At 38.1% G+C, this 22,691-nt stretch carries 18 protein-coding genes; 11 read left to right on the top strand and 7 right to left on the bottom strand.

The window, feature by feature from the left end; translation table 11 throughout:
* Position 1 precedes the first annotated feature (1 nt).
* Both B9A58_RS13105 and B9A58_RS13100 read right to left on the bottom strand, forming a co-directional pair.
* Positions 2-556 carry a TOL_0243 family YfiR-like periplasmic protein gene (locus tag B9A58_RS13105; protein ID WP_084373330.1) on the bottom strand — a complete coding sequence of 185 codons (555 nt, stop codon included), beginning with the start codon at positions 554-556 and terminating at the stop codon, positions 2-4.
* Positions 557-591: 35 nt separating this feature from the next.
* On the bottom strand, positions 592-2,523 hold the full coding sequence (locus tag B9A58_RS13100) for a TOL_0244 family TonB-dependent receptor (protein ID WP_176214775.1): 1,932 nt from the start codon (positions 2,521-2,523) through the stop codon (positions 592-594).
* Between the two features lie 504 nt (positions 2,524-3,027).
* Here B9A58_RS13100 and B9A58_RS13095 point away from each other — a divergent pair.
* A complete protein-coding gene (locus tag B9A58_RS13095; protein WP_084373328.1) occupies positions 3,028-5,391 on the top strand; it encodes a PAS domain-containing sensor histidine kinase in 2,364 nt (787 codons plus the stop codon).
* Entirely contained in the window at positions 5,388-5,804 is a 417-nt protein-coding gene (locus B9A58_RS13090; protein ID WP_084373327.1) for a response regulator, read from the top strand. The genes B9A58_RS13095 and B9A58_RS13090 overlap by 4 nt, the downstream gene beginning before the upstream one ends.
* A 111-nt stretch (positions 5,805-5,915) precedes the next feature.
* Here B9A58_RS13090 and B9A58_RS13085 read toward each other — a convergent pair whose 3' ends face one another.
* From B9A58_RS13085 to B9A58_RS13065, 5 genes are all read right to left on the bottom strand, one after another.
* Positions 5,916-6,452, bottom strand: a complete 537-nt coding sequence (locus tag B9A58_RS13085; protein ID WP_084373326.1) for a hypothetical protein — start codon at positions 6,450-6,452, stop codon at positions 5,916-5,918.
* Between the two features lie 238 nt (positions 6,453-6,690).
* Positions 6,691-7,023: a hypothetical protein gene (locus B9A58_RS13080; protein WP_084373325.1), complete on the bottom strand. Its 333-nt coding sequence runs from the start codon at positions 7,021-7,023 to the stop codon at positions 6,691-6,693.
* Between the two features lie 28 nt (positions 7,024-7,051).
* Entirely contained in the window at positions 7,052-8,998 is a 1,947-nt protein-coding gene (locus tag B9A58_RS13075) for a response regulator (protein WP_084373324.1), read from the bottom strand.
* Positions 8,999-9,041: 43 nt separating this feature from the next.
* Positions 9,042-9,458, bottom strand: coding sequence for a response regulator (locus B9A58_RS13070; protein ID WP_084373323.1), 417 nt, complete (start codon positions 9,456-9,458; stop codon positions 9,042-9,044).
* A gap of 29 nt (positions 9,459-9,487) precedes the next feature.
* The gene (locus B9A58_RS13065; protein ID WP_084373322.1) at positions 9,488-11,227 is read right to left on the bottom strand and encodes a PAS domain S-box protein; all 1,740 of its coding nucleotides are present in this window, start codon (positions 11,225-11,227) and stop codon (positions 9,488-9,490) included.
* A gap of 507 nt (positions 11,228-11,734) precedes the next feature.
* On the opposite strand from B9A58_RS13065, the gene B9A58_RS13060 reads away from it, so the two are divergent.
* The 9 genes from B9A58_RS13060 to B9A58_RS13020 all read left to right on the top strand — a co-directional run bounded on the left by B9A58_RS13060 (position 11,735) and on the right by B9A58_RS13020 (position 22,691).
* A complete protein-coding gene (locus B9A58_RS13060) occupies positions 11,735-13,000 on the top strand; it encodes a sensor histidine kinase (RefSeq protein WP_176214774.1) in 1,266 nt (421 codons plus the stop codon).
* A 74-nt stretch (positions 13,001-13,074) separates the two neighbouring features.
* A complete protein-coding gene (locus tag B9A58_RS13055; RefSeq protein ID WP_084373320.1) occupies positions 13,075-15,657 on the top strand; it encodes a PAS domain S-box protein in 2,583 nt (860 codons plus the stop codon).
* Entirely contained in the window at positions 15,644-16,303 is a 660-nt protein-coding gene (locus B9A58_RS13050; protein WP_176214773.1) for a response regulator transcription factor, read from the top strand. The genes B9A58_RS13055 and B9A58_RS13050 overlap by 14 nt, the downstream gene beginning before the upstream one ends.
* A gap of 341 nt (positions 16,304-16,644) precedes the next feature.
* Positions 16,645-17,370, top strand: a complete 726-nt coding sequence (locus B9A58_RS13045) for a response regulator (protein WP_084373318.1) — start codon at positions 16,645-16,647, stop codon at positions 17,368-17,370.
* On the top strand, positions 17,367-17,735 hold the full coding sequence (locus tag B9A58_RS13040; protein WP_084373317.1) for a response regulator transcription factor: 369 nt from the start codon (positions 17,367-17,369) through the stop codon (positions 17,733-17,735). The genes B9A58_RS13045 and B9A58_RS13040 overlap by 4 nt, the downstream gene beginning before the upstream one ends.
* A 1-nt stretch (position 17,736) precedes the next feature.
* Positions 17,737-18,843 (top strand): HEAT repeat domain-containing protein, encoded by a 1,107-nt coding sequence (locus B9A58_RS13035; protein WP_084373316.1) that lies wholly within the window; start codon positions 17,737-17,739, stop codon positions 18,841-18,843.
* Between the two features lie 2 nt (positions 18,844-18,845).
* Complete coding sequence (locus B9A58_RS13030) at positions 18,846-20,270, top strand: glycosyltransferase family 2 protein (RefSeq protein ID WP_084373315.1); 1,425 nt, start codon at positions 18,846-18,848, stop codon at positions 20,268-20,270.
* Complete coding sequence (locus B9A58_RS13025; RefSeq protein WP_084373314.1) at positions 20,267-21,475, top strand: YaiO family outer membrane beta-barrel protein; 1,209 nt, start codon at positions 20,267-20,269, stop codon at positions 21,473-21,475. Before B9A58_RS13030 ends, B9A58_RS13025 begins: the two co-directional genes overlap by 4 nt.
* A gap of 22 nt (positions 21,476-21,497) precedes the next feature.
* Positions 21,498-22,691: an LVIVD repeat-containing protein gene (locus B9A58_RS13020; protein ID WP_084373313.1), complete on the top strand. Its 1,194-nt coding sequence runs from the start codon at positions 21,498-21,500 to the stop codon at positions 22,689-22,691.

Below are 22,691 nucleotides of genomic sequence, written 5' to 3'. Positions count from 1 at the left end.
ATTAGCTTTTTACGATTTGAGACACACCTAATAATTTCGAACTTATGACAAGACCAGCAGCCTCAGCGGCCTGAACATTAATTTCCAGTCTAATCTTACCCCCTTTCATAAAAAACCTGACAACACCTCCTTTGGTAATAAAATCCCGACTTTCACCAACGGTAAGTACATGCTGATATTTCAGATGATCAGCCATTGCATTCATTTGATCCACCTGAGTGGTATGGACAAATAAAATGTGACATCCATTCACTTCGCTTATCTCATTATAATGCTCTATAACCAGTGGATGTCCCTCTATTTTCTCGTTAATGATGGTTTCTTTCAAAAAAGTTCCAAAGAGATTCTCTCCTAAAATGCCTAGTACAAACGGAGCCTTTTCATGAGCAAAAGAATCTTCCGGCCACTCCATAAATTGAGCAAAATTGAACAAGAAAATGGCCTTAACCTTATATTCTTTAGAATCTGAGGTTTGTGCAGCGCACAAACAGACTATTAAAAAAATAAGGTAGGATATTCTTGTAATCCTCTTTTTCTGCTTCTTAATTTTGCTCATTTGTCCTAAATGCTAAAATATCTAACTGCTAAGTCTCAAAATCTCAGCGCCATCTTCACATATACGCTTCTTTCTATTGCTTGTCGAGTTGGAGTAGTCGCTCCATATTCTATATGATCATTATGCAAAAGATTTCTCCCAGCAACAGAGAAACTAATCTTATCATTCGCATCCCAAGCTACTCGGGCGTCCAACTCCGCATATGAAGGCACGGTCTCTTGTGTTCCGCTATTGTTAATTGGGAGTTCATCCACCCATCTGAATGCACCGTTAACACTTATACCCAAAGGCAATGAAAACGTCGAACGAAACAAAAATTGACCTTCCGGATCGGCTGTTTCATTGTACGTATTATTGAAATCGGTCTGACCATTCTTAACCTTAAGATCTTGATGCAAAAGGGTATAACTGGTGGTAAGCTGCCACCAATAAGCCGGCTGATAAGAAACGTTCAGCTCAAACCCATAGGTTACCCCTTCCAATCCGTTTTGAAATGTTAATGGAAAAATTACTTCGGGATCGAGTACCGTACTACGTATATGATCATACTGATTATAAAAAAAAGAAACCGAAGCGGTTCCTTTCGACATAATTTTTCCACGAACACCCAATTCACTGGCAATGACAGTTTCTGTCCTAAACTCTGAACTGCCCTTGAGTAAAACAAAATTTGGTGGCGTACCTTGTGTGATATCTCTATCTACACGCGATGGTGCACGAACTGCTCTGGAAATGGCAGACCAGATCATCCAATTTTTTCCGATTGTTTTACGTATCCTGCAATTAGGTTCCAGTACATACCCAGTATAATCATTGTGTTCGAGTTTTGTACCTATGGCAACAAAAAAATCTCTAAAAACTTTAATTTCATCCTGGACGAAAATGCTAAAGAGATTCTGCTTGAGTACTTCAGGCAGAAAACCTAGGGCAGGCGAATTGGTCACCTGATCATGAGTATGTCTATATCCCAAACCCCATATCACACGGTTGATGCTGCCCAACTCAAACCGATGCTGAAAATCAATATCATAGGTTGTCAGTTTATCCTTGAAAGTACCGGCAGGTGCCAGTTCCATTCCGTTTACAATAAATGGAGCAGTAGGAAGAAGAAGATCTGTCTGATCAAAATAAGTTTGTAAACGCAAATTTGAACTATCATTGAAAGTATGCGACCATCTGGCCAGTACATTCCCTCCAATTATTTCTGAGGTTTCTCCGCTGATCAGATCAGAATCGTTTTGATACAAGTCTCCCTGTAGCGTAAAATTGGAATTTTCCTTTTCGGCATCCACTCGAAACCCTCCCTGCTTTATAAGCCAAGAATCTCTGGCGTCTACACTGTCTGAAAATACTGTTCCGTCTCGTTTACCATATTTGGCATAAGCACGATAATGTATATTAGGAGCTATCTTCCCGCCATACCTCGTGCTTACCAAAGTCTTTAGTTCATTACCAACGCTGCCTTCCAAAAATAGACCTTGAGTTTCCTTAGCGCCTTTCGAGGTGATATTAATAACTCCATTTACTGCATTTGCCCCCCAAAGAGTTCCTCCGGGACCGCTGATCACTTCTATCTGATCTATATCCTCTAGGAGATAATCCTGACGATCCCAAAACACGCCCGAAAAAAGAGGAGTATAGACAGTTCGTCCATCTATTAAAACCAGCATCTTGTTGGCCAAATCTGTATTGAACCCTCTGGCAGTAACTCCCCAGGAATGCGAACCCTTTTGAGCTATTTGGAGATTACCAGCTAGGTAGAGCGCTTCTGGGATATTAGTAGCACCATACTTTAGGATGTCTTCTCCCGTTACTACCTGAATAGCGGAAGCTGTTTTCGATAATTTTTCGGGTAGTCTACTGACAGAAGTAACTTCTATACTCATCAGTTCTTCAATACTCAGTTGTTTCAGTTCATCGGCTGAAAGGTCATCTTTCTGAGCATATAAACCGTAAGGTGAATTCAATAGGCATACAATTGACCAGACAAAACATCTTCTCAGTGAAAAAAAATCACAGTTAAGAATTAGGTTAGGCTTACACATTTATTTCAGGTTAGTATTACTTAGTTGGTTTTAAAAATTGATAATTATAAATGATTAATCCGTTATATTGAGATAATAATTTAATTCATTTTTATGTCAGATAAAAAATTATGACCAATTAGAGCCCAAAAATGGATGTGATAATGAGATATATGCTTCTATCAAAACACAGAAGGAAATTATTTAACAAGTATTTTTTTCTACATTGAAACGATCAATTTTCGCATTGATTAACCAATAAGGATTATCAACTGACAAACTGCTTTATGATGCACCTGGCTCAAACGTTGGTAGAACAACAAAATCAATTTTGCAAACCAAAAAATAAGAAAGCATACTTGATTTACCCTTTAGGATACTCTTCTGCGACAAGGAAAGTTCTCTGTTGATTTATGGATTAAAAAAACTCAATTTACCTAACCTAATATGAGTATAGCACCTTTAACTAAAAAAAGAAACCATAGGGATTCATCTGCTATCTCACTCATTATTGGAGGCACTACCTTGGCTGCAGGTATCTTGGTCATTATTGGGTGGGCTTTTGACATCGAAGTATTAAAACGACCTATAGCCGATCTTGTGGCAATGAATCCTCTAACTGCCATTTGCTTTATTTTATCTGGATTGTCCCTCCTCATACTATCAGGGAAAAGAATGGAGTCATTTTTAACCCTGAGTCAAGTCCTTTCCATTCTTATCATTTTAATAAGTCTTGTTAAGTTAATTAACCAAGTCGCTCACTCCTCCATTCAGATCGATCAGCTCATGTTTAGTGCGGAATTAATCAAAGACACGAAAGGAAATGTATCAAACAACATGGCTCCAAATACTGCACTTGGATTTGTACTTACAGCACTAGCTCTACTGTTCTCAACGCAACGTCCTAAAAGGATCAGATCAGCAGCTAACTATCTTTCCTTAGCTGTATTTATGCTGGGCTTCTTTTCTGTCATCGGTTATCTCTACAATGTAGGTGAGTTTTATGGTATTTTGAAATACTTTCCTATGTCCCTACATACAGCGCTTTTCTTTATGCTGGTTGGTACAGGCATAGTATTTATGAATAAAGACTATGGTTTCATGCGGATTTTAATGAGTCCTTATTCTGGAGGGAAAGCTGCGAAAATTTTCATCCCTTGTATTGTAATCATTCCTATCCTCCTAGGATATCTCAGGATGTCACTAAAGACTAATACGCAAATCAGTGATGAACTTAGCCTTTCGCTATTGATCGTTAGTATTATCACAGCCCTACTGATCCTTACCTGGTACTTGTCCAAAACGCTAAATGAGAGTGATATTTCTCGTGAACGGTTATTGGAAAATCAAACACAACATCAAAATATCATAGACTCCATTGAAGATTATGCGATCATTACGTTAGATAATAGGGGAATCATCAAAAGTTGGAATAAAGGAGCTGAAAAAATAAAAGGATACACACCAGAAGAAATAATAGGCAAAAACTTTAGCGTTTTTTTTCCCCCTGATGCTCAAAAAGCAAACCTACCAGAACGCTTACTTACCGATGCAAAGCAGAAGGGAAAAATTGAATCTGCAGGGTGGCGCATAAGGAAAAATGGATTGGCTTTTTGGAGTGACGCCTTGATTTCCTCACAAATAGATCTTTTTGGAAAAGTTTCGGGTTTCATCAAAATAACTCGCGATACCACTGATACTCATGAATACAGCGAAAAACTAAAAAGATCCGAAGCTAAATTCAGGAATCTTCTTGAATCCGCCCCAGATGCAATGATTGTAGTGAATCGAGAAGGAATCATAGAACTTGCCAATCAGCAATCGGAAAAAATGTTCGGTTATACCAGAGAGGAGATACAGGGAAATCTTGTTGAGATATTAATTCCCAATAGACTTTCACTTAATCATCATAAGCACCGTCAAGATTTCTTTTCCTCACCGAAAGTGAGAGGTATGGGTGCTAATATGGATCTGTTGGCTACTAGAAAAGATGGATCGGAATTTCCAGTAGAAGTGAGTCTAAGTCCGTTAGTCACAGATAAAGGAACTATTGCCATTGCAGCGATTCGGGATATTACTGAGAAAAAAAAATCAGAAGAAGCTGCACTAAAAGTTGCAGAGTTAATAAAATCCAAAAATCAAGAAATGGAACAGTTAACCTATGTTGCCTCTCATGATCTGCGCGAACCATTGCTCACTATAAAAAATTATGTAAGAGTCCTTAAAGAGGATTGTATTGATATTCTATCAGAAGAGGCCGAACTATACATCAGCTCTATACTCAGAGCAACCGGTCGCATGGACAACCTAATCACCGGGCTTCTCGACTACTCCCGACTTGGGGTTTCAAAAAAAATTGAAATGGTAAATCTAGAAGAATTGCTAATATCTATTCAACAGGACTTAGATAAAATAATAGACGTAAACAAAGCAACAATAAAAGTGAATCCAATGCCCACTATACCAGCCTATCCTTTGGAGATAAAACTTTTGTTTCAAAACCTTATACATAATGCCATTAAATTTCATAATAATGACACTCATCCAGTGATTACCATAAGTTCAAAGAAAATTAAAAAAGGTTTACAGTTTGAAGTCAAGGACAACGGCATCGGGATTGACGAAAAAAATCGAAGTACGATATTTACAATTTTCCGTAAGCTCCATAAGAAAAAAGAATACGAAGGGACTGGTATTGGATTAGCCCATGCCAAAAAAATTGTAGAAATACACAATGGGACTATCTGGGTTGAATCTGAACTCAACAAAGGCAGCTCTTTCTTTTTTACCATATTAGACAAACCGCTATGAAGAAAAAACTTAACTGCATATTATTAGTAGATGATGACGATGATTGCAACTTTTTCCACAAAAGACTTTTCAAACAAATGGATTGTGTAGAAAAAGTTGAAATAGCTACTGACGGCCAAGAAGCACTGGACTTTCTAATTTCCACCAACGATGGCAAGCACCCACAACCTCAAATTATATTATTAGATATTAATATGCCCGTCATGAATGGGTGGGAATTTCTTGATGAATATGAAAAATTAGAAGCCTCTCAAAAAGCAGAAATACTTTTAGTCATGCTAACAACCTCATTAAACCCTGATGACCGTGAGCGTGCAAAATCTCATTCTTCTGTGGGTTATTTTCAAAATAAACTCCTACAAGAAGAGCAGTTTTTGGAGCTTTTAAAAGTACATTTTCCAGATTACTTCTAAATAGGTTATAAAACAAATCGGCCCTTGTCTTGAGTCTTGAATCAGACCAAAACAAGGGGTGATTAAACTTGCCGATTCATGTGCTGTAACAGCACGCTTTGCTTTATATTATTAATCTCTATATTGTTTGTGTACTCTATAAGATTCTTTTCGAGCCTTATATTTGGCCTGACGAAACTTTCTGTCTTGTGCTCCAAACATATAGAAAGACAGCTTAGCTTGGAAAGCTGGCGTCATGTTTGCAAGTCTACTTTCTACTCCCACAGATACAATATCACTCAAATAATACTCTGCAGTAAGAGATGGGTGGATAAATACACCGTCGCGAATCAAACCAATCTTAGTTCCAAAATTCACATTTAATTTTCTTGTTGAAGCCACAGAAAATGAAGCGAGGATTCCCTGTGCTCCGATAACCTCTCGAGACTCCTCCCCATTGGAGTCAGTGGTGAATTTAGAATGGGTTTCATAAAATCCGCCCACCTCGATGTCTCCGATAAATCCAGGCAACTGCACACCAATGGATACTCCCGATATGGCTCGTGGCTTAGCTCCCGAATATACTGAGGTTTTTAACGTTTGTGCATCTACAAATCTGGGTAACCAGATTAAGATTGTAATGGTAAAAATTTTGTAAAGCGTTTTCATGATCTTTAGTTTATATTAGAATTTTAATACTGTAAAAATCGTGCGACAAACACTCGTTTATTATTCGTGAGTTTCGTATTTTAAATATTACGTAATTCTCGTAAACTGCATTCAAAACTTGCTTTAGAATGCTTCGATGCCGTTATCCATTAAATCAGGAATCATTTTAGGAAAATAAAAGAACTCATAAAAGTCCTTACTGGACTTTTATGAGTTCTTTTAGAGATAAATTTCAGGCTCAAGAAGCTGTTCGATGGGTCAGCAACTGACCAAAAGCTTCTTTCACCTGACCTAGCACCTTTGTGGTCAATTGATCGGTCTCATGAAATGTTAGGTTTGCATAATCCTGCAATTGTATCAGGTCATTTTTTAGTTCAACAAGGCCAAGAACCTTGGCTGTAAATTGCCACTTATGTGCCATCTTACTAATCTCTTCCATTTCTCTACGCGCCATACAATTTGCGAACCTAGCCTCAAATTCTGGATACTCTGATATATAAATATCTAACACATCATCAATCAGCTGGGCGTCACCAGAGAAGACTTCATTCAAATAATTAAAATTTATCATAACTGTCATATTTAACTTCAAAATTCATTTATGCTACATCTTGTTTTGCTTCTTGCACTACATTGGTCCATTGTTGGATTTTCGCAAACAATTCTTCAACCTTGAATGGCTTAGGTATGTAGTCGTTCATTCCACATTCCAAACAAGCTTCCAAATCATTTCTCATAGCACTAGCCGTCATTGCCAAAATGGGTACACTTCTCTTAGGCTCGCTCAGCAAGTTACGAATGACCTGGGTAGTTTTAATACCTCCCATTTCTGGCATATGAATGTCCATTAGAATAAGATCGTAATCCGTCTCATTGACCATGGTGATAGCTTCTTTTCCATTGTTGGCCAAATCGAAATTGATGTTTTGTCTTTGCAACGTAGTTTTAATGAGCAATTGATTCAGCGGATGATCTTCGACAATCAAAAGCCTCAATTGATCCAGTTTCATGAAACTGGGAGCCCTCTCATCCTTCTTTTTCTCAGGTTTATTGTAAGCATCGAGTTTTATTGTAAATTCAAACTTGCTTCCTTTTCCTTCCTCACTTTCCACATTTATTTCTCCACCATGAAGTGCTACTAGCTCTTTAACTATCGGCAGACCCAGACCAGTACCTCCGTACTTCCGAGTTGTCTCAGACGAAGCTTGTATAAACGTTTCAAAAATCTCCCCCAGTTTATCAGCAGGAATTCCGATGCCAGTATCAGTTACCACAAAAGTAATTTCCGATTGACCTCGGTTAATAGACTTTTGATGTATGGCAAGTCTTACTTCTCCACGTTCGGTAAATTTCAAACTGTTGTTGAGCAAATTGGTGAGTATTTGATTCATGCGTATCGGGTCTCCCTCCAGACAGACAGGAATAGAAGCATCCACATCTACATTCAGCTCTACCATCTCAGGTACTTTCACCGAAAGTGATTTAGCACAAGATTCAGCTAAGACCTTAAGGTTCATTTCAGTTTTTTCCAGTTCGATTTTGCCTGATTCAATTTTACTCATATCGAGAATGTCATTGATTATTCCGAGCAAATTCCCAGAAGACCATTTCACTGCATCCAGATATTCACGTTGCTTAGCACTTGTCTTTTCTTGCAGAAGTAAATCAGTGAACCCAACTATACTGTTGAGCGGTGTTCGAATCTCGTGACTCATATTTGCCAAAAAGTGCTCCTTTGCCTTTTCTGATTGCAGAGCAGCCTCCTTAGCTTCTCTAAGAGCCATCTCTGTCTTTTTTTTCTCTGTAATGTTCGTTTGAACAATCACATAGTTAATAATCTCTCCAGCTTCATCAAGAATGGGAGAAAGCGAATTGTCAGTCCAGTACTCTGACCCATCTCGACCGTAGCAAATTGACTCATAGGTATACGATTTTTTAAGATTGACCACTCTTCTGGCAACCTTTGAATCATCAAACGGCCCTTCTTTTCGGCTAAAAAGCCCCGCAGACATTCCATAAATTTCTTCAGATGAATAGCCTGTTAAATTTATGAAGGCCTCATTGACCCACTCAATTTTTTTGTTTCTATCAAATATGATCACCGGGTTAATAGTTTGACGAGAAACATGTGAAAGCTTTTTTATTTGGATTTCTGCCTCCTGTAATTTTTGTTTCGAACGTCTCTGCTCGAGGATCTTTTGTATAACAAGAGGAAGAACTTTAAGGTAATTTCTCACAGAGTCTTTGATGAGAAAATCAGAGGCACCATTCTTCATAGCTTCAATTACTACTTCTTCATTGCCAGCGCCACTCACAAAAATTACAGGTATCTCCTTGGTTTCTGTCAGCAAATCAAACGCGTCACCATCACCAAGAGAAAAATCTGTAATGACAACATCATAATTACCTTCTTCAAGTGATTTTTTTGCATCAGTTACGGATCCGGCTATCTCATAGATACAGTCTGTCATTTCCCGATTTGCAAATCGTTCAAAAGCTTTTTGATCGATTTTATCATCTTCTATTAATAAGAGTTTAGTTTTCATAATTTCTTTATTAAAATGTTTAATAATTGAATCAGATGGTTGATTATGCTACCGCCGACTCACTCAACAGCCAATAGTTATACACGGTCTCCATTACTTGCAAAAAATGGCGATACTGTACTGGCTTTACCATATACCCTGCTGCACTATGCCCGAAACTATCTAGTCGATCTTGTTCCTCACGAGAGGTAGTCATCACAACAATAGGAATCAGTTTCAAAGGCAATTTTTTCTTTACTTCCTTCAGAAATTCAATGCCATTCATTTTTGGCATATTTAGATCCAAAAGGATCAACCCTGGCTTGTCATTTGCAGGATCATTCAAATATTCCAATGCTTCCAATCCGTTTTGTTTGATAGTTATGGGATTATCTGCATTCAATTGTTTCAATATTCTTTTTACTGTCATTTGATCTACTTTATCGTCTTCGACCAAAAGAATAGGCAGTTCATTTTTCATATCCTTTGTATTTTCGGTTAGTTGTTATTCTAGTTTTCAGGAAGGGTGAAATAGAATGTTGTTCCAAGGTCTATATCTGAGTCCAACCAGACTTCACCTCCATATAGTTCAACACTCTTTTTTACAATAGCCAGACCCACACCTGTGCTCTCATATTCATCTCTTGGTTTGAGTGTCTGGAAAATCTGAAAAATCTTATCAAAGTATTGTTTCTCAATTCCAGGTCCGTTATCCGCCACACTAAATGTCCAAAAACCATTTTCTTTGTGGCAAGCAATCTTTATTTCACCTTTTTCTTTGTCCATATATTTGACCGCATTACTAATAATATTTTGGAAAATTTGTTGGGCACGGGTACGATCAATCGCAATACTTGGCATTGACGTCTCCAGAACGAGGTCAATTTTATCCTGCGGCACGATTGCATCTGCAACTTCCGCGATTATTTCCTTTATATCCTCTGATTCAGCGGCCTCATTATTCTTTCTTCCTACTTTAGAGTACTCCAGTATCCCATTGATGAGTCCCTCCATTCTAGTCACTCGACCCATTAGCAAATTGAATTGTTCTTGTCCTTCACTGTCAAGTTGCTCAGCATAATCATCTCGCAGCCACGAGGCCAAGGTGCCTATCGCACGCAAAGGAGCCTTCAGGTCATGAGATACGATATGAGCAAAATCCTTCAGCTCTGCGTTGGCTTTCTTCAATGCCTCCTCAGCCTCCCTCTTTTCTGAGATATCTGCAATGATTTCAAAATAACCAGTCGTTTCACCTTGATTCTTAATTGCGTTGACTGTAATAAGCGCAGGAAACAGCGTGCCATCCCGTTTTCTCATTATCATCTCTTTACTTATTGGTTGTCCGTTATCCACCATTTCTGTGAAAACAGAGAAATTTGGTTCTGGGTAGTCAATATTATTTTCAGATATGAATTCTTCTATACACTCATCACTATGAAACAGATTTGGAGAAATCTGATTTAATACTTCTTCTTCCTTATAACCAAAATATCTTTCAACAGCGGGGTTCATACCTGTGATGACACCAAATGTATCAGTGGCCACAATTGCGAAGTTTGAATTGTTCAAAATGGATCTGAAGAACGAATACAAATGCTGGATTTCTTTTTGATGATTGATAAATGCCTGAAAAACAAACCCATATACTTCTTCCCGCTCGTTGCAAATTGGTTCCTTAGAAAGCAAAACAGATATTTTATCTCCATTCTTACTTTCTATAAACACCTCTGTCTGCTCGCTATGGTTGTCCGCCAAATCAGACAAATCATTGTCTCTGAAAATACAATTGAGATGTTGGCCAATTAATTCCTTTTGACTCATTCCGAGTTCCTGGCATATTGCTTTGTTGACCTTTTGAATTTTCAATTTAGGGTCTGTAACTACTAGATAAGAACCCATAGAATGCATAATTTTATCTAGATAATGTTTCGAAATATTTATCTGCTTCAAATCTTTGGTAGTCCGTAAACCCGCATAAATTACTACCAGAGTAAAAATCGCTGAGCATAACATAGCAGCCCCGACCTCATTTTGAACCAAAGCCAATCTATCTACCCATACATAATAAGCAAGCGCACCTTCAGAAAAGGTGAAAATTAGAAGTAACAAAAAAGAACTCCACCAGATGCCGCCATACAGCCTGCCATTCATGTTTTTATATATTTTCATCATGAGCCACAAAGACATGAATAATATGATAAGGCTCAATGCCGATACAATATTTGAAGTGGTTAATATGAGTTCCATCATTATCTTTTTTCCAATTGATTAACCCAAAAATATATCGGGATTAAAGCTGTTGGAATAGGCGATCAACGTATAATATTTTATCGGTAATTCCCGTAAAACCGCCTTGTCTAACCTGCATTAAAAGACCAATTGTTTATTCTACATTAATTATTCCCACATTAGGCCCTATTACCTTTTTTGTTTCAAATGTTATTTACTATCTTTCAATGCAGCATTTTATAGAATAAGAAGCAAAATTTTCAATTGGATACGGTTGCGATGGCCGAAATCTATAGAATGGTACTATGCATACTCTAGCACATTTTCAAAGGGCAACCTGAGAAATTGAACTGTGCAGTGTTCAGCCCTTACATTCAATCATAGATTTTATTGTTATCCTAAAAGGGAAAGGCATTCTTGTTTCTAACTAAACATTTCATGTTTATCTCTCTTTAGCCATTCTGTTGAAAATAATGATCACAAGAGATTGAGCTTGGACTAAGCTAAAATCGATAAACTATGAATGCTATGTGGAGACCAGAAAAGCTAGAAAATGCTGTTTTTAGAGTGTGGAATGTGTTTGCGTCATGTTCACTTTGGCAGTATGTTTTATATCATACCTTTCTTTACATGGGGAAGAACCACCCCGTAGACAAGAAACAAAAGCGAAATTCAAATTTAGGCCATGCCATTAATTATGGCCTTCCAATATTCATATTTGCCTGCATTCTGATAGAGGCAATTCTAACAAATTCAATTTCTGTGAAAAACACGATCGGAATGGCCCCTTTATTTATAGCCATTTCTTTCCCACTTATTATTGGTACAGTCAAATCGAAGATCTCAACTGAGGAAAGAAGACCATTCCAGTTCAAGGAAAATACGAAAAAATTCGAACCCGGCAAGAAGCATTATCCAGAAGACAACGATGAATTAAGAAAAGCCGAGTTAAAGATTCACAATCTTGAAGAAGAGCTTGTAGATCTTGAAAAGAAAGTGATCACACATCGACTAGAATCCAACCTGTTAAGGAAAGAATTAGAAGAATTTTCTTATTCTGTCTCCCATGATTTGCGCGCACCACTTCGGATAATAGAAGGATTTTCCTCAATTCTTTTGGAAGATTATCTTGAGAAATTAGATGATGAGGGACAGCAAAGCCTTAAAACTATTTCTTCGAACGCTACAAAGTTGAACCTGCTGATAGAGGGTATAAGAGAACTTTCATCCATCGGACGCAAGGAACTCTTTAAATCTGAGATTGAAGCAAAACCACTTGTTGAGGAGGTTTTGACATTGATCAAGGATAATCAGAAACTGGCACATTTTGATTTTAAAACTGACATCAAAGAATCTTCTTCCTTTTATGGAGATCGGGCTTTGATGAATCAAGCACTAACTCACATGATCAACAACGCTATAAAATTCAGCAATAAAGAAAAAAAACCAACAATTGAAATTGGATTTACAACCCAGAATGGTTCAAGTCAATTTTATTTGAAAGACAACGGCGTGGGTTTCAACATGAACCACTACAGCAAAATATTTAAACCTCTTGAAAGACTTCACAAAATGAATGAATTTGAAGGTATAGGCATGGGATTGGCGATAGTACAAAAAATTGTGGATCGTCATGGCGGCTATATAGAAGGACAAAGTAAGATCAACCACGGGTCGACTTTTTATATATACATACCAGCACAAGATGATCCAAAGGATTTGTCATCTGAATATTTTGTCAATACTCAAGGTCTTGCTTCAAAAGAAAAATCCAAACACTCTCAGATTTCTTAAAAGAATCTCAATCATGAATTCTCTTCTTAAAGACCTTGTAAATAATTGCCTACAGCTATCAATCGAATACAGATATGACAAACAAAAATTCAAGAAATGGAAATCAAGCTGAGAGGAATATCCCTAGATTTCTGTTCTTTGAAGATATTGTTGCCGAATTAAAACTGACGCTCAGAATCTTAACCAAAGAAAATATTCGATTCGACTATCAATCCACTGATACTGAGTTTGAGTTTAAAAAGTTAGTTGTAGAATTCGAACCCGATCTCATTATAGCCGATTTTAATTTGCCAAATTTCAATGGAATGGAAGCCTTAGAGTGGGTGCAAAAAGAAGCCCCAGAAATTCCATTCATATTTGTGACAGGTTCTATGGGTGAGGAACGAGCCGTAGAAACATTAAAACAAGGTGCTTCAGATTTCGTGCTGAAAGGTAACCTGATCAGACTTCCTATGGTGATTAAAAGAGCGCTCAAGGAAATCGAAGAACGCAAACAGAAAATATCTGCTCAAAAAGCGTTTCTAACATCGGAAGCAAGGTATCAACAACTCATCGATAATGCACCTGTTGGCATTTGTGAATTAAGCTTCAAAGGACAAGTCACCACTATTAATAGAAGAGGTGCTGAAATATTTGGAACCGAGAAGAAGAACATACATATAAAAGACATATTCGACCAGAAGGATCTCAGTCAATATAAAAATTGGCTGAAAGAAAAACCTAACGGGAAGTCATTTAATGGCGTTTTCCATGCTCAAGATGGAAAAAAACTTATTGATCTTACTTTAATTCCTCATTTCAACATAGAGACCAAAGTAAAAACGCTTATTGGCGTAAGTCAGGACATCACACACCGAGCTAAAATGGAGAGTGAGTTACAAGAAAAAAATGCACTACTAGAAAGCATTTTCAACGCCATTCCAGATGTGATATACCTAAAAGACAAAGAGGGCAGGTATCTAATGGTCAACAAGTCTTTTGAGAAAATAAGTAACCTAAAAGCCAAAGATATTCTCAATAAAAAAGACAAAGATTTAATTGAAAAAACACTCGCCGACGAATCGGAAAAAGCTGACAAAAAAGTACTCAAATCTCAAGCACTTGTCACCACTATGCAAACCCTCACAGATCATAAAGGAGAGGTTCTAATATTTGATAATCATAAGTCTCCCATTTTTGATAGCGTCAACAAAGTGGTAGGAATTGTAGGGATCAGTCGAGATGTGACAGAAAGCATTCATTCCCAAGAGAAACTCAAACATAGTGAGGCTATGCTACTTGAAGCTGAAAACGTAGCCAATATGGGGAGTTGGGAGTTTTATGTGTCTCTAGAAAAATTATTTTATTCCCTTGGGGCTGCAAAAATGCTTGGCATCCAACTTTCTGAAAGAACCTTGAAGTACAAGAGTTTTTTAAAACTTTGCCATCCAGAAGACAGGCTCAAGATCGGTGAGGCGTTTAGAAGTGCGGTATTGGACGGTGAGTCATTTCAAATTGAACATAGAATCTTACAGTCGGATGGTTCTATCTTGTGGTTCCAAACTAAAGGCAAACCATCTCAGAACGATAGAGGCAATATTGACAAAATAGTGGGTACTGTACAAGATGTAACAGAGCAAAAACGAAGTCATGAAAAATTAGAAAAGAGCCAACTTTTACTCAAAGAGGCTCAGTCAATGGCTCAGATGGGAAGTTTTGACTGGAACATTACACAAAATATTCTGAACTGTTCTGAGGAATTCAATAGCATTCTTCAGTTTGGGCAAAGTGATCTCTGGTTAACTTTCGACCATTATCTGGAAAGAATTCACCCTTCAGATCGTGAGCTCAGTCGCAAGAAAATATTTGATGCCCTTGCGACAGCAGAAACCTACGACATCGAACATCGAATTTTGCTTCCTAACCATAGTGTCAAAACCGTAAGAGCCATTGGTAGATTCAAAACAGACAGCCAAAACCAAGTTGAAAACCTCTTTGGGACTATTCAAGACATATCTAAAAAGAAAGAAGCCGAAAATGCTCTGCTAGAAGGACAAGAACTTGAAAGGGCTCGGATAGCAAGAGAAATTCACGATGGCATAGGTCAGCTTTTAGCGGCTACAAACTTCAATCTGGCAGCTCTCGATGGCATGCCAGAGTTGGAAGTAGAACAACAGCTAGAAAAAATCCATAAAACATTGGAAATGACTATGGATGAAGCTAGAAGAATTACTAAAAATCTATCTACTAAAATTTTAGATGAATTAGGATTGGAAAAGGCCATTTATGAGCTATGTAACGAAGCGCAAGCTATTAGTGGAATATCTTTCAAGGCAACATACCAATTGGAAAAAGATGACCTAGGCGAAAAGGCAAGGGTCACTGTTTATCGAATTATCCAAGAGTCTGTTAATAATATGACTAAATATTCTGAAGCTTCTACAGCTTCCGTAAAACTAGCCAAAAAACCCAATCATATACTTCTATATATATCAGATGATGGAAAGGGCTTCGATACAAAAGACCCTAACTATAAAAGTGGCCATGGTTTGACCAATCTAAAGGAAAGAACCAAAACCCTCCATGGCTTTATAGATATCAATTCCAAACCCAACAATGGAACGACTATTCAAGTCCGAATTCCATTTGAAAATAAAAACAACTATGACAAAAATTAGAATAGTAGTAGCCGATGACCATGGTCTCATTCGAGATGGAATACAAGCGATGTTGAAATATGAAGATCACATTGAGATCATAGCTGAAGCCGAAAATGGACTGGACGCAACAATACAAGTGGAACACAACCAACCAGATATTGTGCTCATGGACATTATGATGCCAGAAATGAATGGCATAGAGGCTATGAAAAAAATAAAAGAAACTTCCCCTGAATCAAAGATCATCCTCATGTCCATGGAAATTTCAGAAGAGTTCATTTCGGAGGCGCTGGAATATGGCGTGTCTGGATACCTGCCTAAAGATGTAAGAAAGGCAACGCTAATAGAGGCCATTGAAAAAGTCTACGAAGGAGAAGAGTACTTCGACCCGAAAGTCTCAGAGGCCATTTTCAAAAACTACTACAAAAAGAAAACGAAGGGGCCTGCAGCTGCAAGTAAAGGATCAGGAAAAATAAGCAAGCGAGAAGAAGAAATTTTATTGCTAGTCTGCCAAGGGCTTAGCAACAAAGAAATTTCAGATAAATTATTCATTAGTGTGAGAACGGTCGACTCTCACAAGAGTCATATCATGGAAAAACTGAACCTCAAAAATACAATTGAACTGATAAAATTTTCGATAAAAAATGGCTTTATAGATATTTAGCAAAACTAATTTTCTATTATGACACTAAGGGTGACCGTTTTTGGCTCACCCTTTTTTTTTGGCCAACCAAATTTACTCCACATCAGTGCTTTTAGTCAAATCACCTAAAAAAATCTTTCCGAGTATCTATTATTCCAATCCTACAAATACTCTCTCACCTTTGACACAAAGATTTAAACAATTACAACCATGAAGATACGAGTATCAAAAAAGGCATTGTCCATCATAAGAATGGTAAAATATGTGAGAGGTCTAAACAGCCTTCAACAACTCCTTTTCCTCTTGGCAATCCTACTGATAGTCACTTTCTAACCGATATAACTCACCCAAACACACCTACCATGAAAGTTCTACTAGCAGATCAAAACGAAGTCAATAAAATGATTACACAACAGATGCTTACGCAAAAGAACATTACTTCTGACTGTGTGAGCAACTCTGAAGAAGTGATTGAAAAACTCTATAACGAAGAATACGCTCTGGTTTTTATGGATTTAAATATGCTCAATAACAACGTATCAAATGTAGAGCAAATATTGAATCAAGAATTTTCCAACACTCCTCTTATTGCCTATGTAAACCATGGGGAGGATTTGAATTTGGCAAATTACAAAAATCGAGGGATTGACGAAGTGATTTCCAAGCCTTATGAAATGGCCGACCTATACCTGACAATTGAAAGGCACACAACACTTGTTACCTCGCCAGAAGAACAAGAATCTGTATTGGAATTCAAAAAACATCTACTTGAATATGCAGACCATGACACGGAATTCGCATTCGAATTAGTGGATTGCTTTATTAAAAACTACGAAGAATATGAAGTGTCCGCCACTGAGGCATTTCACTTGAGAGATGAAACCCTGCTATTCGAAAGCTGGCATAAAATCAATTCCAGTAATAGAATATTCTCTATTTCATCGCTCGATGAAATAGCTGAGAATCTAAGCGCAGCAATAAATGCAAATCCATCTAAAGGTGATTCAATACTTATCAGTGAGCTGACAATAGCATGTGACAAGGTCATATTCAAACTAAATACGATCAAGAAAAACTTAAAATCATGAAGAAAATTCTGGTATGTGAAGATGACGAAGCGTTGATCAGCATGATAAGATTTAAGCTGTCAAAGGACAACTACGGAGAAGTGGTAAAAGTGACCGACGGTAAAAGTGCAATGCACAAAATATTACACGAGGACTTTGATTTGATCATTACGGATATCCATATGCCCTATTTCTCAGGATTGGAACTGGTCACATTCGTTAGGGAAAAACTAGGAAATAAGGTTCCGATAATCGTGCTATCCCTAGAAGGGATCGAAAACACAGTCACGGAAGCATTTCAGCTAGGGGCTGATGATTTTATCAGCAAGCCATTCAGCCCAAATGAGCTGTCCATGAGAGTAAAAAGACTATTAACCGCGTCCTAAAATGAAAAATCTAACAAACATACTACCCCTCGATATCTCCCCTATTGGAGCACTCGTCTTGGTGTTTGTCGGTCTGTCTATTGCCATACTAGCTTCAATTTCTTTCTCAAGAGCAGTAAAAAGGATAAGACTACTTCGAACCATAAAAATGCACAGTCTGATCAATGAAAGTCTCAATATGATTGCCATATCAGCCTGTAATGTAAATGACAACTATACCGAAATAGAAGCCGCAAATATCAAGCTGCATAGAATTTCGCGTAGATCTCGAATACTTTCTCAATATATTTCGGATCGTTTGATCCAACTACGCAAAAACTTGTCCGGCATGTCGTCAAGCGCATTGAAGAAATTGTACGATGAACTCCAATTGCACAGGCTGGCTAAGCAAAAATTAATGCAAGGTGACCATACCCTGGTCATTAAAGGAATACAAGAACTGGCAGAAATGAAAAGATATGAAGACCTCGAGTCGATTGTAGGTTTTTTACATCATTACCACAGTTCCGTGCGACGTGAAACAAGAGTGGCACTTATTAATCTGTCTCCAGATGATCCATTGGTATGCATGAAGCAAATGAAAGATCCACTGAGCAAATGGGAAAAGGTTTTGATCTACAATAAGCTTCGCTCACTTGCGCCTGATCAAGTGCCCTTATTCAAAACTTATTTTGAGCATCCTAATCCTGCGATTGTCTGTTTTTGTATCGAGTTAGCAGCAAGGTTTCTCCAGTATGATGCCATAGGGCAAATCACGAAACTAGCCTTTCACCAAAATGTATCCATCAGTTATCAGGCAGTAAACGCCATCAAGCTGCTCGAAGCAGATCAAGCAGTTAATCACATACTTGTACTTCTCAAACGTACCAAGTCTGTTAAGGTAAAAATAGAATGTGTCGAATGCCTGGCTCAAATTGGGGACAGTAGAAAATTGGCTCCTTTGTTTGAAAAAGCACTGAACAAAACCAAAAATTCTAGGCTTTTAAAATCATTGTCAAAAACATTTGCGAATTGGGACAAAGTTGGTTCTAACGTACTGTCGTCCATGAGGTTTACCGGTAAAGGAGACCTTATGATAAACCATTATTCTCATAGATTAATCAACTAAACATGTCAATTTTCAGTCTCGCACTGCACCTTCTTGGATATTTACTTTTGGGCTATGCTGCTAGCATCACGGCGATCTATTTCGCTCTCACGGTGAGTTCTCTTTTTGAGATCAGGAGATATTCCAAAGTAAAATCATACACCAACTACGACGAGCTTTTGTCATCCCCATTTGCTCCATCCATTTCGTTAATCGCCCCGGCCTACAACGAAAGCCTTACCATCAACGAAAATATTCGTTCGCTTTTGTCTATCCAATACAATGCTTATGAAGTGATCATTGTAAATGACGGAAGCACGGATGATTCCATGCAAAAGATGATAGAAAAATTTGACCTTGTTAAAGTTCCCTTTTACGAGGAAGAAAAAATCAAAACACAACCTATAAAAGCCATCTACAAATCTACCAACAAAGCCCTTCACAGACTGGTTGTGGTTGACAAGCAAAATGGAGGTAAGGCAGATGCGCTCAATGCTGGCCTTAATGTTTCGGACAAAGACCTGATTACTTGCATAGATGTGGATTGTATTCTAGAACCTGGCGCATTACTCAAATTAGTCAAACCCTTTATTGATGATCCAAAGAATGAAGTTATTGCTTGTGGAGGAGTGGTGAGAGTAATCAATAGCTGCAAAGTGGAAGAAGGTAGATTGATGAATGTTCGATTCCCAGAATCTCAACTTGCACGATTTCAAGTACTAGAGTATCTGCGAGCTTTTTTACTCGGAAGAGTTGCCTGGGGCAGGTTAAATGGCCTTATTCTAATCTCTGGTGCATTAGGCATGTTTGACAGGAAAATTGCTACGGCAGTTGGTGGTTACCAAACTGGCACCGTCGGTGAAGACATGGAACTTGTAGTTCGAATGAGAGCTTACATGTCTCTAAAAAATAAAAAATATAAAGTATCCTTCATTCCTGATCCACTATGCTGGACCGAAGTACCAGAATCAAATCAGGTATTGGGCAATCAACGAAACAGATGGACAAGGGGTACTATGGAGGTGCTAAACATCCACAGGAGAATGTTCTTGAATCCCAAATATGGTATTACAGGTATGCTCAGCTATCCCTTCTGGTTCCTATTCGAATGGCTCGCTCCTATCGTTGAAACTGCAGGCATCTTGTACTTTTTTGTTTTATTATTTACTGGTCATATCTGGTGGTCTCAGGCACTATCATTAATTATTTTGACCTATGTACTTGCCGTTTTTTTCTCGATGTGTGCTTTGCTAGCCGAAGAGATGTCATTTGCTAAATACGAAAAGAATAGAGAGGTATGGCAAATGTTCATTACCGCTTTATTGGAACCCATCATATATCATCCAAAAACCCTTTACTGGTCCCTCAAGGGCAACTATGATCTATGGATTGGAAAGAAAGATTGGGGAAAAATGAAACGTACCGGATTTAAAAGTTCAAGCCTATGAAAATCTTACTTTCAATCATAATAACGATTAGTTGGATTACTCCGTCGTTCAGTCAAACATACAGCAAGTTCACAGCAGAAATAAAGGCGCTGGCTTCTTCAAAAAGATATGCGTCTGCTGATTCGGTGATTTCTGTTGCACTCGAATACTTTCCAAAAGATCATGATCTGACTTGTCAAAAAGCACGAGCGGCCGCCTGGAGTGGAGACTTGGCCAAGGCCGATTCAATAGTGAATGAGGTGCTCGATTATTATTCACAGGATTTGGAAGCCTACAAAATCAAAGCTGCCATCTATTATTGGTCTGAAAACCCAGGAAAATTGCTCAACCTGATGGATGAAATAACAGAAACGTATTCGGGTGATTTGGACTTTAAGTATTACAAAGCCTACGCCTATTATGACCTTGGATTAGTAAACAAGAGTCTGACCCAAATCGAGGATATTTTGACCAAAGATCCTACACATACACAGACCAGGCAATTAAAGAAGAATATTGAAGCAAACCATTTCAAGTTTGCCGAAGCAGAAGTAGCGTACTCCCAATTCAGCGCTGCCCTAAGCCCTTGGCAACAAATACGACTGGGATATGGAGCACAAAAAAAATTATCCTGGAATGTCCACGCTACCGCCGTTCAACGCTTTAAACGTAGAGGTCTTAATCTAGAATTTGAGGCTTATCCGCGCTTGTCTTCTCGTACTTACTTTTTTGTAATTGCATCCTATTCTAACAGTAGTTTTATGTCCACCTATACTACTGGATTAGAATTATTCCAAAACTTGGGATCTATTGAGGTCAGTGTAGGAAGCAAAAAATACCAGTTTAAGACATCCGATTTTTTCCTTCACACAGCGAGTATTGGATTTTATAACAAGAAATATACGCTGCTTTATCAAGTCTATCTATCTAGTACCCAGGGTTTGGTCAATGACACACATGCCTTACAAGGAAGGATATATCTAAAAGGACAGAGAAGTTATCTGCAATCTAGACTAACATTAGGATCAAGCACACCAGAATATCTCAATTCTAATGGCGGTGTGATGGTACTCCAAAATCAAAGTATTACTGTAAAATACAGCACTCAACTAAAAGAGAGCACCTTCCTGCAGATCAGTATGGGTCTTAGAAAAGAGGAATACGGAGAGCTTATGTTTAGAAACAGATCAGAAATTCAAATCGGCCTAAAGAGACTATTATTTTAATAAACAGCAAATTTAGAACAACATGAAAACAATGATTAAAAACACATTTGTAGGAATAGCTGCACTCTTGTTTATCAGTAGCTGTATGGAAGATGATCTGATGCAGGTTTTACCAGTAGATGAAGACAACCTGATTGTGAACGATAACTCTTATGACCTAAACTTAAGGTTGAGCCAAAAACAAGATACCATCGGCATTCTTACAGCCCATTCAAGAGGAAGAATTGCACGTGATTTTACCTTGGTGCTTACTGAGGAAATTGCCTCACCTGTGGTAAACGGGGAAACACTGATGGCTAGCTCACTTGATCTTAAGAATAGCCTAATAGCTGCCACCTACAATTTACAAGGCGAACCTTACTTGGGTGCAGTAGATTTAATGACTCTCAGTGGAGACAAATTGAAACTTACTTCTCAGTTAATTATCCAAAACGGTGATGTAAATGCAGCCTACTTTGACAACTCCAAATTATACTTTGTAGGTGCAGCAGAAGGGTCAGACTCTACCTCTTTCGTAGGTTCAGCGGACGTAGTTAAAAATTCCATTCAAACCGAAAATATGCTTTTCAGGCGGCTAGGTGGACATACAGCTACTGGATTGATACAAAAAGATAATTTTGTATATGTGACCACCGGCAACAATGAAAGTACTGGAGGCGGACTTCATGTGCTTAATGAAACTGATTTGAGTACGTCCTCTTATTTCCCGCTACGAGACGCCAGATGGGTAGATATTGCCGATGAAAATGTGTTTGTGCAACAAGCGATGCCAGGAAACCTTTGGGTCAAACAACTAAAAAATAACTTCTCGTCTAATGAGATTAGTTTTGATGGTTTAAATACACCTCATGCAAAATCCACATTTGAAATTAGCGGTGATCTCATCTTTGTGGCAGCTGGGTACAGTGGCGTTCAAATCATCAACCTGAAATCAGGTACTATAGTGGGCGAGGTACCTCTTCCTTCCGGACCAACCTCGGATGACAAAGTGTGCAATGCTGTGAGTGTAGATGGCGACTTAATATTTATATCGAATGGCGAACATATAGCTGTAGCTACATTTGATAAGAAAGATCCCATAAACCCAAATCCAGAGATCTTAGGTACATTAGACCTTGGAAATCATCAATCTGTCAATCACATCAGATATCGCAGCAATCGACTCCTGATAGCTGGGGGATTAGGAGGCATAAAAGTCATTCGCGTTTATAGATAA

Source organism: Reichenbachiella faecimaris (assembly GCF_900176375.1).
GTDB lineage: Bacteria > Bacteroidota > Bacteroidia > Cytophagales > Cyclobacteriaceae > Reichenbachiella > Reichenbachiella faecimaris.
Note: the sequence above shows the minus strand (reverse complement) of the source record. Positions and strands in the feature narration are given on the sequence as shown.